Annotated in this window: 10 protein-coding genes; 1 reads left to right on the top strand and 9 read right to left on the bottom strand. The window is 60.5% G+C overall.

Annotated elements, in window-relative coordinates; genetic code table 11:
• Window positions 1–3 precede the first annotated feature (3 nt).
• From BLT60_RS21150 to BLT60_RS21130, 5 genes are all read right to left on the bottom strand, one after another.
• Window positions 4–753 carry a carbohydrate ABC transporter permease gene (locus BLT60_RS21150; protein WP_244521386.1) on the bottom strand — a complete coding sequence of 250 codons (750 nt, stop codon included), beginning with the start codon at window positions 751–753 and terminating at the stop codon, window positions 4–6.
• An 80-nt stretch (window positions 754–833) separates the two neighbouring features.
• Window positions 834–1727: a carbohydrate ABC transporter permease gene (locus tag BLT60_RS21145; protein WP_090879920.1), complete on the bottom strand. Its 894-nt coding sequence runs from the start codon at window positions 1725–1727 to the stop codon at window positions 834–836.
• A gap of 81 nt (window positions 1728–1808) precedes the next feature.
• On the bottom strand, window positions 1809–3053 hold the full coding sequence (locus tag BLT60_RS21140) for an ABC transporter substrate-binding protein (RefSeq protein WP_175478570.1): 1245 nt from the start codon (window positions 3051–3053) through the stop codon (window positions 1809–1811).
• Between the two features lie 77 nt (window positions 3054–3130).
• Window positions 3131–3769, bottom strand: a complete 639-nt coding sequence (locus BLT60_RS21135; protein WP_090879914.1) for a class II aldolase/adducin family protein — start codon at window positions 3767–3769, stop codon at window positions 3131–3133.
• A 4-nt stretch (window positions 3770–3773) separates the two neighbouring features.
• Window positions 3774–4688, bottom strand: a complete 915-nt coding sequence (locus BLT60_RS21130; RefSeq protein ID WP_090879911.1) for a MurR/RpiR family transcriptional regulator — start codon at window positions 4686–4688, stop codon at window positions 3774–3776.
• A 989-nt stretch (window positions 4689–5677) separates the two neighbouring features.
• Here BLT60_RS21130 and BLT60_RS21125 point away from each other — a divergent pair.
• The gene (locus tag BLT60_RS21125; protein ID WP_090880267.1) at window positions 5678–6868 is read left to right on the top strand and encodes an IS256 family transposase; all 1191 of its coding nucleotides are present in this window, start codon (window positions 5678–5680) and stop codon (window positions 6866–6868) included.
• A gap of 219 nt (window positions 6869–7087) precedes the next feature.
• On the opposite strand, the gene BLT60_RS21120 is transcribed toward BLT60_RS21125, so the two are convergent.
• The 4 genes from BLT60_RS21120 to BLT60_RS21105 all read right to left on the bottom strand — a co-directional run bounded on the left by BLT60_RS21120 (window position 7088) and on the right by BLT60_RS21105 (window position 14770).
• Window positions 7088–9166, bottom strand: coding sequence for a methyltransferase domain-containing protein (locus BLT60_RS21120; protein WP_175478569.1), 2079 nt, complete (start codon window positions 9164–9166; stop codon window positions 7088–7090).
• Between the two features lie 143 nt (window positions 9167–9309).
• A complete protein-coding gene (locus BLT60_RS21115; RefSeq protein WP_139167920.1) occupies window positions 9310–10356 on the bottom strand; it encodes a glycosyltransferase family 25 protein in 1047 nt (348 codons plus the stop codon).
• Window positions 10353–11297 (bottom strand): hypothetical protein, encoded by a 945-nt coding sequence (locus BLT60_RS21110; RefSeq protein ID WP_090879901.1) that lies wholly within the window; start codon window positions 11295–11297, stop codon window positions 10353–10355. Before BLT60_RS21110 ends, BLT60_RS21115 begins: the two co-directional genes overlap by 4 nt.
• Window positions 11294–14770 carry a glycosyltransferase gene (locus tag BLT60_RS21105; protein ID WP_139167919.1) on the bottom strand — a complete coding sequence of 1159 codons (3477 nt, stop codon included), beginning with the start codon at window positions 14768–14770 and terminating at the stop codon, window positions 11294–11296. The genes BLT60_RS21110 and BLT60_RS21105 overlap by 4 nt, the downstream gene beginning before the upstream one ends.
• Between the last annotated feature and the right edge of the window lie 45 nt (window positions 14771–14815).

Genomic DNA, 14815 nt, shown 5'->3' with positions numbered 1-14815 from the left:
TGGTCATCCTTTCACGGCGCCGGTCGTCAGACCGCCAATCATGAAACGCTGCATGGCAAAGTAGAAAACGACGACCGGTACGGTGATCAGCGTGAGCGTGGCGAACATCGCGCCGGGCTGCGTGAAGAACTGACCGCTATAGATGAGCGGGACCAGGCTCAATGGCTTGAGCGAGTCGCTGTCCAGGGTGACGAGGGCCAGCACGAATTCGTTGAAGCTGGTCATGAACTGAAAGATGACCACGACGCTCAGAGCCGGCCAGCTGAGCGGCAAGGCGATGAACCAGAAGATGCGCGGCTGAGACACGCCGTCCAACCGCGCCGCTTCTTCCAGTTCCCTTGGTAGCGCTTCGAAGAAGCCGCGCAGGATGATGATGGCGAACGGCAGGCCAAGCGCGGTGTAAGGCAGAATAAGGCCGAGATACGTGTCGAGAATGCCGAGCGACTTGTTGATCTGGAAGAGCGGGACGATCAGCGTCGGCACCGGCAACATGAGCGTCGTGATCAGAAGGAAGAACCAGATGTTCTTGCCGCGGACCCGCATCCGGGCAAACGCATAGGCGGCCATCGCCCCGAACAGTACGACAAAGAAGACCGATGAGAGTGTGATCACAAGGCTGTTGAGGAGGTGGTGGAGGATCGGCGCGTCCGCGAAGACAATGCCGAAGTTTCGGAGGCTCACTTCCTCCACTACGAGGCCGCCGAAGCCAGTCACCCGTTTTTCCGGTGGCGTAAAGGCGACCGCCAGCATCATCAGCACCGGCACCATCCAGACGAGCGCCAGTGCGGTGAGGAAAGCTGTGGCCAGCCGTCGCGTGATCGCAGGAACGCGGATCATCTTCCGGCTCCGAACGAAAATCGCGCACCGAGAACCTTGACCTGGAAAATGCTCAGGCCGAGCGAGAGGGCGAGGAGCACGACCGAAAGCGCCGACGCATAGCCCATATTCTGAAGGATGAAGCCCTGCTGAAAGATGTAGTTCGGCAGCATCTCTGTCGCGTGGTTCGGTCCACCCTTGGTCATGATGTAAATGAGCGGAAACGTCTGCAGGGTGCCGATCACACCGAGCAGGATCAAAGTCATGTGGACGTGACGCAGCATCGGCCAGACCACGTGGATCGCTGTCTGCCGTGTCGAGATTCCGTCGAGCCGGGCGGCTTCGAGGATCTCGCGCGAAATGCCCTTCATTCCGGCGATGTACATCAGCATCGAGAACCCCATCCACTGCCAGATGTTGACGACGATGACCGCAAAGATCGCCGTCTGCGTGTCTGCAAGGAACGGGAAGGCGAGGAACTTCAATCCGGTAGCCCGCCCTATGTCGGAAAGCAGGCCACCAAAGGGATTGTAGATCCGTTGCCAAACGATGCCGATGACCACCGGCGAAACGATCGCCGGCAAGTAGAAAAGCGCCCTGAAGAGAGGAACCATCCGTGTGCGGATCTCAAGCAGGAACGCGATCAGAAAGCCGAGAACCATCTGGATCACGATGGTCAGGGGCGCCCAGTAAAGCGCGTTCCGCATCGAGATCCAGAATGGCGTATCGTCGGTGAATATCTGGTGGAAGTTCCCCAGGCCAACAAAGACGCCATCGTTGATGCCGTCCCATTCGAACAGGGCCGCGTAGAGAACATAGAAGGCGGGATAGAACACGAAGACGCCGAACAGAGCGACCGCGGGGAATATGAAGGCGAAACCCTGCGTGTAGGCGCCTGTGTGTAATCGCATGTCGAACCGGCTGTCATTTGCGGGCCGGCCGCGAGTTCGCCTCGCGACCGGCTGGGAGGTCTTGGGGCCAGCTAGCTGGAATCAGCCTTTGCTGGAATCGTAGGCTGCCTGCACCATCGCCATGCCCTCTTCCGGAGTTTTGTCGCCGGCAGCAACGGCTGCAAGGGCATCCTCGAGCGCCTGCTTGACGTCGGGCGAAGCGAGCTGCCGGGCGTATTTGACCGTGGGAAGCCACTCTTCCGTAAACATGTCCCACACCGCTTCCTGGTTGGCGCTGCCGAACTTTTCGGGCCGCAGACCGACGAAGGCGGGCAGATCGTTGAAGGTGTTGATCAGTGTCTGGGCACCGGCGCCGCCGATCCAGTCGGTCAAAACCTTGCAGGCGGCGTCGTAGTCGGCGTCCTTCGAAATGCCGATCATGACGTCGATGCCGCCGAGGAAATCATTCGGCGCGCCCTTTCCGGTCACGTCCGGGAACTTGAAGGCGGCATAGCCGGACAGGTTCTCGGACAAAGGCGTGGGATTGTCGCCGGCGGCCTGCTGCTGCCACCACGCGCCCATCGGGAAGGTTGCCGCACGTCCGCTCTCAATCACCTCGACTGCACCGGGATAGTGCGACAATCCGAGCGCGCCATCCTGGAAGATGCCGTCGTCGAACATGTTCTTCCAAGCCTGCATCGCTTCAACGAAGCGCGCATCGGTCCACGGAACGTCTCCGGCTTCAGCCTGGTAGATCAGGCCCGGCGCGACGTTGTGGATCAACTGCATGAAGACGTCGCGACGAATCCATCCGTCGCCCGCGCCGATCATCATCGGCGCATAGCCGGCCTCCCGGGCGGCATCGGCGAGAGCCTTGAGTTCCTCGTAGGTCGTTGGCGCCTCAAGACTCAGGTCTTCCAGAACCGGAACGGTGTACCAAAGGTTGATGGTCTGGGTGAGCACCGGAAGCCCGTAGAAATTGTCGTCGCCTTCCGGGTTGCCGAGGCGGACTTGGTCGACTGCCAACGGGTAGAACTTCGATTGCCAGTCGTCGCCCCAGACGGATTGGGCGCATTGCTGTGCGGGCGCGAGTTGCTGACGGTACTGCTGCGTCAGTGCGCCGGGCTCCAGGCCTACGAGGTCCGGCATGTCGCCGGAGTTGGCGCGGGTCTGCAGATCGACGAGATACTCCCCATAATTGAAGGTCTTTACATCAATCGCGATTCCGGGATGGGCGGCCTCTGTGGCTTCGACCATCTTATCAAGCGTCTGGATCACCGGGCTCCATGACCTGTAGGTCACTGTCGTTTCCTGCGCGACCGCTGTGGTCGCGACGGTCGTCGCCATTGCGATGGCGGTGGTCGAGAGTAGAAGCTTCTTCATGTTTATCCTCCCTGGGTTGGACTGGCTTTTCTGTTTTTCGGCTATTCGAATGACGGCAGCGGCAGGTCTGCGACCTGGGCCATCGTCATCGGCTTCACGCCGCCCAATGCCTCGGCGGCCCACACAGTCTTGGCGTAGGCCTCCGCCACTTGCAGGCGGTGGAAAGCGTCGCGCACATTCGCCCCCACGGCCGTCGCGCCGTGGTTCTCGAGCAGGAACACGTTGTGGCGGAGCACGTAGGGCGCCAGCGCCTCGGCCAGCTTGGCAGAGGACGGGCGGCCATAAGGAACGGTCGCTATCTGGCCGATGACCGCCACAAGTTCAGGAAGAATGTTGTGCGGAAGGTCGCGATGCGCAGCAGCGAAAGCCGTGCAGTAGACCGGATGACCGTGTGCAACGCCGTTGGACTTCGGGCGTTGTTTGTAGAACTCGAGGTGCATCCACTTTTCGGAAGTCGGCGCGAGGTCGCCCTCGACGACATTGCCATCGGGGGTCAGGCGCAAAAGCATGTCGGCGGTGATGTCCCCCTTATTGTAACCGGATGGCGTCATCAGGACGGTCCCACCGTCGGCGCGTGCGCTGACATTGCCTTCGGTACCGGCCACAAGGCCCTGATCGGCCATTTTCTTGCAGATCTCAACGATCTCAGTTCTGATGTGTGCGTCGTCGTAAGTGGACATTGACTTACCTGATCCTGTGGAGGTTTTCGGTTGGTGTCGGGAGCTTTTCCGCGACACGTTTCTTTTCGATCTCACGCTCGATCACCGCCGCGTTGCGCAGGAATTCGTTCTTGCGGGGATGTTCGAGCGCGAGCCCTGTGCAGATCATTTCGATCATGGTGAGTTGCGAAATGCGCGTGCCCACGGTTTCGCTTCCGCCGACCGCGCCGGCGGGGGCGGAATGCAGGACAACGTTGGCCAACTGCGCGGCCGCGGAATCCGGATGACTTGTGATGAGAACCGACGGCAGGCCCTGACGGTTAGCGGATGCCAGAACGTCGACCACGTCCTTCGATTGACCGGAAAAGGAGATGCCGAAGAAGAGCGAACCAGCGGGCGGGTTTGCCGTGACCGCGGTAAGCACATGCGGATCGCTGTAGTTGCTTGCGACGTAGCCAAAACGGATGAGCCGCTGGTAGAGGTCGACAACAGGGCCCGTCGAACTGCCGAAGCCGAATACGTTGATGACGCGTGCATTCTGGATGAAGGTCACTGCCGAGCGCAGGGCGATCGGATCGGTCAGCACTGCCGTATTTCGCAAAATCTCCGAGTGCACGTTGATCGTGTTGTTGATGATCGCTGAATATGGATCGTTGTGGCTTGCGCTCATCCACTCTTCAGAGAGCTTTTGCCCATGCGCGATGCCCCGCAGTTCAGCGAGGGCAACGCGCATCTCGCGATAGCCAGAAAAGCCTAGTTGCCGGGCGAAGCGGAACACTGTTGTTTCGCTGACCTTGGAAGCGGCAGCAATCTCGCCCAAGGGCATGTCGGCAACGCGATCTCGGTTGTTGATCACCCACGTCGCTAGCGACGCAAAAGCGCCACTTCCGCAGATCGCAAGCGCTGACAGCGCCCTCATGGGGTCGAGCGTCGGGTTCACTTCTTGTTTCCTCCCTCTTTCATTTGCGACTTTCTTTTTATTTTCTACAATGGTGAAAGTTTCTTTTATTGCCGAGCGCGAGAAACGGACGACGGCGGGGCGCTCTCCCGATGGAGCCGGCTTTAGTGGGCTCCAAGAGGAGCGCTCGATGTGATGAAATACGGCCGCGAATGGCGTTTCCGCCTTTGACCAAGGGGCAGTCTAGCCCTTCCGGCCCTGTCAGGATTGGCCATGGCGACGCCGGGCAGGCGCCCATGCAGGCGACATGAATCACCGGATCGACTCGATGGAGGTCGAAGATTGAGCCGAATCAAATCCGGCGCCCGCTCGTGCCCAGTACGAGCGAATTCGAAACAGGCGTTTGTCCTTTCACCTCAAGCAAAAGGGTCACAACCCCAACTCGATAGAGTCGCGAAGAACGCAAGCATTTCAATGTCCCCAACCTCCGTCTCGTTTGGCCATTGACCGGAGTCTGAAGAACAACGGCCAAGAGAGAGTACCGAGACATGGAGATCGATGCCGAAGGTGCAGAAGCTCTGTCAGCGGGGGCATGACAACGCGCGCTTGTGGTGCATCGAGGGAGGTTCGGAGAGCGGGTTCGACTGCGGTGTTGGTAGAGGGAAGGGAACCGGGATCAAACTCTCTCTGGCCGAGGTCGCGAAGGAAGTGCCCCGTCGGCGGAGGGAGGGGTACTGGGATCCAATAGTCTCTACCTCTAAGTCATTGTTTTAGTGTGTTGCAGCGGTTCACGTAGCGCGTTGCTCTGAAAAGGAAGATCCAGCAACTTCCTGACTTCCGTCCCGCCAATGGATCCACCAAGGTAAACGCTGACCGTCCCGCGTCACACCGAGGGGGTCAGAATTGGACGCCGATCGGGGGTCAGTTTTGGGGATAACGTACAGAATCTTTCGCACATTTGCCGAGCGAGGCGGCTCCCTTCAGGATATCTGAGAGGAGCTGAGATGGACGAGAAGCCGGAGGCCAAGCCGATGGGCCAGGTGATCCAGATCGATGAGGCGCGGATCAGGGACCATCTGGGCGAGATGGTTCGAGGCACGGTCGAGGAAGCGCTGAACGCGATGCTCGACGCGGAAGCGGACCGTCTCTGCGGCGCCGGTCGATATGAACGGACCGAGGGGCGCCAGGACACCCGCGCCGGCCACTACGAGCGCAATCTTGAGACGAAGGCGGGCAAGGTCAGCCTCAAGGTTCCGAAGCTACGTCGGCAGACCTTCGAGACGGCCATCATCGAGCGCTACCAGCGGCGAGAGAGTTCTGTCGAGGAAGCGCTGATCGAGATGTATTTTGCCGGCGTCTCGGTGCGCCGCGTCGAGGACATCACCGAGGCGCTCTGGGGGACGCGGGTCAGCCCGAGCACGGTCTCCAATCTCAACAAGAAGATCTATGCCAAGATCGAGGAATGGCGACACAAGCCGATCGAGGGCGAGCATCCGTACGTTTTTCTCGACGGGATCGTGATGAAGCGGTGTTGGGTGGCCGAGGTGCGGAACGTCTCGCTGCTCGTCGCGATCGGCGTCACCGCCGAGGGCTATCGTGAGATCCTCGGCATCTGCGAGGGCGCCAAGGAGGATAAGTCGGGCTGGTCGGCTTTCCTGCGTCACCTGGTCGACCGCGGTCTCAAGGGTGTCGAACTGGTCGTTTCCGACGCCTGCCGCAGCCTGGTCGAGAGCGTGTCTGATTATCTGCCGGACACGCGGTGGCAAAGGTGCGTCGTGCATTTTTACCGCAACGTCTTCAGCCATGTGCCGAGCACGAAGATTCGCGAGGTCAGCCATATGCCCAAGGCGATCTACGCCCAGGAAAACCGGGACACGGCTGCCGGCAAGGCCGAGGCGGTCGCTGCCGAATTGCGCCAGCAGCGGATGGTGAAAGCCGCCAATCTGGTCGAGCAGCACGTCGGCGAGACCCTGACCTACTACGCCTTTCCGGACAGCCACTGGATCAAGCTCAGGACCAACAACCCGCTGGAGCGGATCATGCGCGAGATCAGGCGACGAACCCGGGTCGTGGGCGCATTCCCGGACGGTCAATCCTGCCTGAACCTCGCCGCAGCCCGGCTCCGGCACATCGCCGGAACCCAGTGGTCGACCCGGAAATACATGAACATGGACCCGCTCCGCGCGGACCATGACCATCAACACGGAGCCGTCGTCGCGTGATCAAAAGTGCGAAAGACGCTGGACACTACCGTTTTGGAAGCCGTTTGACAGCGTCGTTAATCGACAAGAAGGGCTCGTGGAATCGGTGCTAAGTCGTGACCGTACAGCAACACGATCTGCTTGTAAGGCGGACCACCGCGCGCTCAGCGCTTTGACATGACCTGCGAGGCGTCGCGACCCCGGACGCGCCTTCGACGCCATCGCCCGCCATCAACGGCGCTAGTCAAAGTCGCGGGAAAAATCGCCGGTGATGTCGCTGAAACTGGAAACCTGAAAGCCGAATTTTCGTCGGAATGTGAAGAACTTGCCCGATGGTTGCAGGACCGACCAGCACCGATCCGCAGGGTCGGTCTTGAGATTTCCCTTCATCGCCAGGCGCTCGACCGCGGCCTCGAAGACCGGCAGTAGCTCTTCAATGCCCGCCCTGGAAATCAGGTATCCCGCGGTGCCGGTGACCGGCTGAAATGACAGGGACACCAGGTCGTCCTTCGGCTGGATAGCCCCGTATTTGCTCGTTGAGAGCAGGCATATCCAGTAGTCGTAATTCCGCTGGTAGAAAGCTCCCAGATCTGTGAGATGCTGCTCAATGTCGCTGCTGAAACTGAAGTCGTCTTCCAGAACCAAAACGTGTTCCTGCCGATTGGCTCGCGCCTGACGCAGGACTTCTATGTGGCTTCGCAAGCACGCGACGTGTCTGCCTAACTCGGTCTCGTCGTTGTCGGCCGGTTTGATCGCGGAAAAGCGCGTTACCCGATCGAAAGGTGCTCTCATCGACGCCAGTTCACGCAGGGTGGCGTCATAGCGATCCATGCGCATGTCGAGGTTGATCAGGAAGATCTGCCCAATGCCGGACCACCTGGGATCGGCTTCGACCTTGTCGTGCTGGAGGCTCCAGAAGTCGGTCACGTGACGCCGGATCGGGTTGTTGACCACCACATTCTCGTAGAAATGCGGATAATTTCCGTAGACGATGACCACTTCATCGTCGGCAGGCCGCCGCGCCGGATCGAAGCTCGCCACAACCCGTCGGCCCCTTGCAATGCGAGACAGGTAGGGGTCCGTCTTCTCGAGCGTCCAGGCGTCGATCGTGGCGTTCTCCAACTTCTTCAGCCACGCTTCACCGGGTTCGGTCTCGCCCTGCTCCATATATGCAGCCGCTTCCATCACGATACGGTCCCGCCACGTCAGGATGTCCTGGGTAGAGGAGGTGCGCAGATTTTTCGGCTTCGATGGGCTGGACGTGCTCATCGCGATCAGACCGTCTTCTGCGACTTTCCACAGTCGAACCAACGAGAGTTCCACCGAGATCCCGGAGCCGCCCAGATCGAAGTGGATCCGCGCGTTGTCTTCGTCAGACGCTATCCGGAAGTCCTGGCTGAATTCGCTCCATTCCGTCGTTAGTGGCAGAACGCGGTACAGTCCCAGGTTCGACCACGGTTCCCCGCCCTTGGAAAAGCCCAGGCCCATTTCACGTGGCGCGTCCGCCTTGGCAGCCATCGTCACCCGGTAGCGGCCATTTTTGGCCACCTCATAGCCGTCCCGATTGAGTTGGATGTCGAAAGTCGCCTGAGATTCCTGCTGTTCAATCGATACGCGCAGGCGCTCCGGATCTGCGAATGTCAGGAGTTCCGCCCTTTCCTGTCCGGCGACCCGCAGGGACCATGGGCGCTCTCTGAGGACCCGTGACTTTTCACCATTCGCCAAGATCAAACTCGACAGCAAGAAATAGCTCCAGACCCCAGCTTTCATGACCTTCGCGGTCGTCGTCTTGATTGGCGGCCTGAGTGCGGTACCCCACACCGAAAGGGGAAATTGCGGCTCGTTGACCAGACTATGACGTTTGGGGTCGAAGTAAGTCCAGTCGGGACCGGGGGTCATGTCCGCGATCAGGCAGTCTCGGTTGCCCCATGCGTTAGTCTTGACCTGTCGGAACCCAGCTTCCTCAAGCAGGATCCGCAGTCCGTCTGCGGTCCAGCGATACAGGTCCTGCGGCTGGGGATGGAACCGGATCAGGAACGGCGTGGTAACCAACACCCATCCTCCCGGCCTCAACATTTCGAGGCTGTTGCGGAGTGCTCGGGCAGGCGATCGCACATGTTCGAGCACCTGTTCCAGTATCACGAGGTCGCAGATTTCCGAACCGAATGGCGCGTCGCATATGTCGAAGTCAGGATAAAAGTAATTCCGATAGGTCCGGAATCCCAGGGTGGGGTCGTCCCACCTGTCTCCGCTGATTTCGATGACATCTAGTTCGAAGCGGGGCAGGGACTCCACAAATCGCCGGGTCTCGCGATTCATGACGACTCGGCACCAATGCACTGGCAGTTCGGGTTGAGGGGGCATCGCTAACGGTACTCGGCTCTGATCCTAACGCGCGCCTGCTCCGGTCCGCCGAACGCTCGGCCATATCCGGGGCAAAAGGACATTCATTAAGTGCGTCGCTAGTCCAGATACCTGAAAATGTTTTGTTCAATGTTACTGAAGCTGGAGACCTGAAAGCCGAATTTTCGCCGAAAGACGAAGAATTTCTCGGAAGGTTGCAATACAGCCCAGCATCGGTCCACTGCGGCAGTCGAGGAATCTCCCGTTGCCTTCAAACGCTCAAGCGCCGACTCGAATACCGGCAGCAATCGTTCCAGGCCATCGCGCGAAAGAAGATATCCGGCGGTATTCGTTACGCGCTGAAAAGATAGAGAAACCAAGTCGTCCTTCGGTTCGATGGCGCCATATTTGCTGGTCGCGACAAGGCAGATCCAATAGGGGTAACGGCGCTCAAAAAACATCGCCAGGTCGGTGAGATGCTGGTCGATGTCGCTGGTGAAGCAGAAGTCGTCTTCAAGCACCAGGACATTGTCATGCCGCTCGGCCTGAGCCTTGCGTAATGTCGCGATATGGCTCTGCAGGCAGGCGATCTGCCCGCCCAATTCCGACTTGTCGTCGCTCTCCGGGCGGCAGGCAGCGATGCGCGTCAGGCGGTCAAGCGGGGCCCGCGCCGAAGCAAGCTCGCGCAAGAGCGAGTCATACCGGTCGACGCGTTCCTCCATGTTGATGACGAAGATCCGATCCACTCCGGACCATCTCGGATCGGATTCAACCTTGTCGTTCCGGAAACTCCAGAAGTGCGACACATGGCGTTGGATCGGATTGTTCACCACCACGTTGGTGAACATGTGTGGGTAGTTTCCGTAAATGATAACGACTTCGTCAGCGGTCGGCTGCCGCAACGGATCGAAGCTTGCCACCACGTTTCGCCCCCTTGCAAGGCTGGGAAGATACCGGTCGGTCTTGGCCAGCGTCGTCTCGTCCGTGGTAGTCTTTCCGAGCATGTGCAGGCAGGCCTCGGCTTCCGCGATCCGGCCTGCCTCCATGTGAGTCTCGACTTCCGACAGGATCCGATCACGCCAGTCGAGCAACTGCCGCGGGGTCGGCGTCTGCAGGTCTTTCATCTGGTCGCGGTCGGTCATGGCACCACCCGGTATCTCACTCATTTCAATCGTCCATCTTCCTGGTCCTGCTTTGAGCGATGCATCAAGCGGACAATCTGACCGAGCCGCGCCTCCGGCAATCGTGTCCACAGGTGCCACGTTTCAGGCACCCCCTCGGGAAGTTCAAAGGACGCGAGGATCATGCGGCTCCCGTCGTGCTGCGGATCATTCGGGAGCCGACCAATGCGCTCGGCGAACGAACGGACGATCCAATCGAAGCTGAACAGAAGCGTCTCCGCCGGCGCCGCGCGCCGCTCCTTGGGACCATCGCTGCGGGCGACCATTCGCCAATGAAGAACGGATGCCGCCAATGGACCGAACGGCAGGAACTGGGAGTATCTTACTTCGTCGCTCGCGGAGTCGTAGCTGCAATGCACGCGCGGAAAGCCCCAGATGAAATTCGGGGAATACTCCACCGCGCGATCCGCAAACATCAGCATTGCCGGCGACGGGATCTCGTCGTCGCGCGCGATGAGGACCCACTTCGTTCCGACCTCCTCCAGAGCTGCCTCCGACCAGGCATCCGGCGGTGCATAGCCGATGTCGATATACCGCGCACCCCTGTCCACGATGAGCCGGGCGGTTTCGGCGGAGGTTCCCCTGCCGACGGCAAAGCAGACCGGCACGCCAATGTCTGCATAACTGGCGAGCAGCGTATCGAACCAAAGTTTGCAGGAGGTCGCCTCAACGACGAGCGTGATGGCCGAACCAAAATGGCGGAGCGGGCCATGCGGTGTCCGCAGGCTGTCGTGCACCGCGGGGTTCTCATATGCACCGCGAGCATGCTTGACGGACAAGGCGTCAAGGTAGGCCACGATTTCGACTTCGCCGACATCGCACGCCGCGAAGGCTTGCGCGAGCTCGGCGCACCAGGCATGGGGCACCGGATCTTCCGGCCAGACGATCCGGCAAAGACGGCGAAGGGTTTCGGCGTCGCGGATCACGCTGGTTTCTCGATACGGCGGCCCGACCCGATGTGCCGGACGTAGCCCATGCCGTCGTTGTCGGCCAGGATCGCCGCGAGCAGGCCGCGGTCGAGATAAAAGGCCGATAAATCGCGCTCGGTCTCGTAAGCGAGCTTCTCTTCACCCCGGTTGAAGGACGCTAATGGTGCGATGGCCAGATAGTCGCTGCGTCGTCTCAGCCCCGGATTGAACGAGAATCCATTCCATGTGCCCCATTCTTCGGTGTGATGACCGGGTTGCATCACGCGATAGGGGACATCACCGGCGAAGAGGCAATGGCTCAGGACCGGATGCTGGTTGGTGTCGGTGAGCGATCGGATCCAGACTTGCAGGATGGCGGGATTGGCCTCCAGGATCGCGAGCGACTTCTCGATGAATCCGGGCGCGGTGAACTCCCAATCGTCCTCGCAATGGAAGATGAATTCGGTGTCGACGTGTCGATAGGCGGCGTCGATCGCGGGAATTTGTCCGATCCGCTCTCCGGTCGATAGCCACTGGATATCGACATCCGAATATCTGGCCGCAAGTCGGCGGTTTGTCTCGGGCTGGCCATCCTCCATCACCAGGATCGCGGCCACCGGACAGGAATTGTACTTGATGAAACTGTCCAATGTGCGTTCGAGAAGGTCCTGCCGGCCGCAGCTGGTGATGACGACGGTGACCCCGGCCGGCTCCCGTGCCGCGGCGGGAGCCACCGTAGCGGGTGACGGGAACAGGCCGGCAGGCTTCGGAAACTCGGCGCCGCGGGATTGGAGAAATCGGAATAACTCCGTCAGCCGCGTCCAATCCTCCTCGACGAAGACGAGATGGTGGGTCAGGATCCCGATCGGGCTTGTCGGATCGGTGTTTTCGGTGCGGCGGTCGGCGAGTTGCTCGGCCACCCTCCCGCGGATTGCCAGATCGCCGAGCATCCTTCGTTCAGGCCAGTTCATCACGTCGACTTCGGCATTCACCTCGACGACGTGATCGATCGGCGGGGTGAGCTGAACACCGGCCGAGACACCCAAATAGCCAAGGTCCGGAACAAGCGCCTTGAAGCGCATCGATAGCAAGTGAAACGGCGGAACAAAGACCCTTTGCCAGCCGTGCGGGCCAAATAACCGGTCAAGTATCCGTTGCCCGGCCGAGGCCTCGAGTGCCATGGTATCGGCCGCCCGTCCCTCGCCGAATTCCCCTGCGGTTTGGGTATGGTGCCCCCATCCATGCTGCCAGACACAACAGTCGGCCTCCGACAGGAGCGCGGCGAGAGATTCGTCGGCCTGCTCCGGCACCACCGCAATGGCGGGAACAATCGCCAATTCCTCGGCGATGCGAAGTAGCCGCCGCAACTGCAGCGTGTCCGTTACGGCGTCGTCGTCGCGCCACCAGAAACGAGGTGTCAGGTCGGCTGCGCTCCAGGCTTCAAGCTCGCGCTGCAGCGAGTCGATCGCCGGCTCGTCGTCAGGTTTTTCGATGTAGAAGAGATGCTCGATTCCGTATTGCGTTTCCGTCTCGACCATCTCCTCGGCCTGTTTCAGGTGGGAGAAATACGCCGTCAGATCTTCCTTGCGGAACGAGATGTCGGGAACCGGGACCGAGGTTACCGTCTGGGATGTGGCGATGATCCGGGTCGAGTCGGAGAACGGCGTGAAGACGATCAGCACCATGCGTCGGCGGAACGAATTGACGGCATTCGCCAGGATCGGCCGCCAGTCGACATTGTGCTCCAGGACATGCCGCATGAAGATGCAGTCGGCGTCGGAGCGATATTCCCGCAAGTCCCGGATCTTGTCGGCCCATTGCGAGCTCCCATCAACGCCGACGTAGGCGCTTTCGGTGACGAACGAACGAGCGTGTGCGAACCCGCAGCCCCAATCCTCGATCGTTCCCCGACCGTCGAGAAAGGCGATGCCGCGGCGATAGGTTACATCGTCCCCGTAGTGGAATTTTCCTGTGCTTGCGTATTTCCAGACGCCCACCATCGGGGTGTCGTACCAGCGTTTCACATGCTGGTGCTCTGGCTCCACCATCTCGGCCCAAGGCCGAGGGGCAACGCCCGACGCAGGGGCGTTGACGATCTCGTTGATTGGATCTAGGGAGACAAAGTTCTCGACCCGCGACCAATTCTGCGCATAGACCGCGTCCAGCGAACGAAAGCGCGCGAGCATGTGCGTGTCATGCCACTCGGTCGCGCGCGTCGTGCCAGTCGGGTCCTTCGTCCACAGCGCTTCGAGCCGGCGGCGGGTGAGGTCTTTGTCCCGGAAGGGAAAATGGTGGAGAAAGGCGGGCTGCGACGGTTCGTAGAGTTGCTCGTCGCAGTAGGCCGTGTGAAATCCCTTGGCAGACTCGATACGCGGCCCATCCCGGTCGAAACGCAGGAGCGGATGCTTGCGGTGCCGGCTCGGGCACATCGGGAATGCCAGTTCCTCGCAGAGCGGCTGGAAGTCGATCGGGTGTCGGTCGGGCTCGTAGGAGGGGCCGTCGCCCGGGTAGTGATTGAAGAACCGGGTGCCGACGACGCGGAACTTTTCGTCAAGGGTCGCTAGATACTCCCGAAGGGTCATGCCCCATGGGCCGTGGGGAAACTCGTCGGCGTCGAGAAAGAGCCACCAGATATGAGAGTCGCCTTCGGTTTGCGACACTTCGGCGACGACATCGTTCATATGCCGAAGCCGCAAGTCTTCGTCATAGCGGTCGGAGGCGTAGGAGCGGGCAATGACGGCTCCGGCCCGGACCGCGGCTTCCTGCGTGCCGTCGGTGCTCCCGTTGTCGACGACATAGACACACTCGCACCCTTGAAGCATGGCGTTGTGGACCGTGGCTGCCACAATATCCGCTTCCATCCATGTTCCGAGAACGGCGAACATCCGGAAGTAACCGAGCGACCGGGGGCTTTCGGGGTTGGGCACGGACGCCACCCAGGAAGAGAAGCCGGCGATCGGGGTGCCGACCGGAGGCGGTGACGAGCGGTCGAGGCCGCGCCATGCAGCTCCGGATTCACGCCTGGGCAGTAGGACGACACCGTTCTCGGTCGCCTGCCATAGGGAAACCGAAGATAGCTCGACAGCGATCGGCGAGTTGCCGATGTCGAAGTGAATGCGCGCGTCGGTTTCGTCGAGCGTGGCGACGAAATCTGCGCTGAACTCGGCCCAGTCGGTCGTCAGTCGGAGCGACCGGTACAGTCCCGCATTCGACCACGGGGCGTTTGCCTTCGAAAACCCTAGGGACAGAGTCCGTTCGGCGTCCGCCCTCCCGCTGAAGGTTACCCGGTATTCGGCATTGGCCGACACCGCATAGCCGGCAAGGTTCAACTGGACGTCATGGGTGGCAGACGATGTCAGCCGCTGGATCGTGACACGGAAGCGATCGGATTCTTCCAGAAAGTCGAAGGTGGCGCGGTTTTCTCGCCCCAGACGGAGGGATTCGGACCGTCGGCGCTGCCCATGAGCGGTGAAGCTGTGGTCGTCACTCACTGTATCCTCGCTTGCGAGTGTACCGGGGCACGGTTATGAGACAGT

This window comes from Bauldia litoralis, from assembly GCF_900104485.1.
Taxonomy (GTDB): domain Bacteria; phylum Pseudomonadota; class Alphaproteobacteria; order Rhizobiales; family Kaistiaceae; genus Bauldia; species Bauldia litoralis.
The sequence above is the reverse complement of the archived record's forward strand: the minus strand, read 5'-3'. Positions and strand labels throughout refer to the sequence as shown.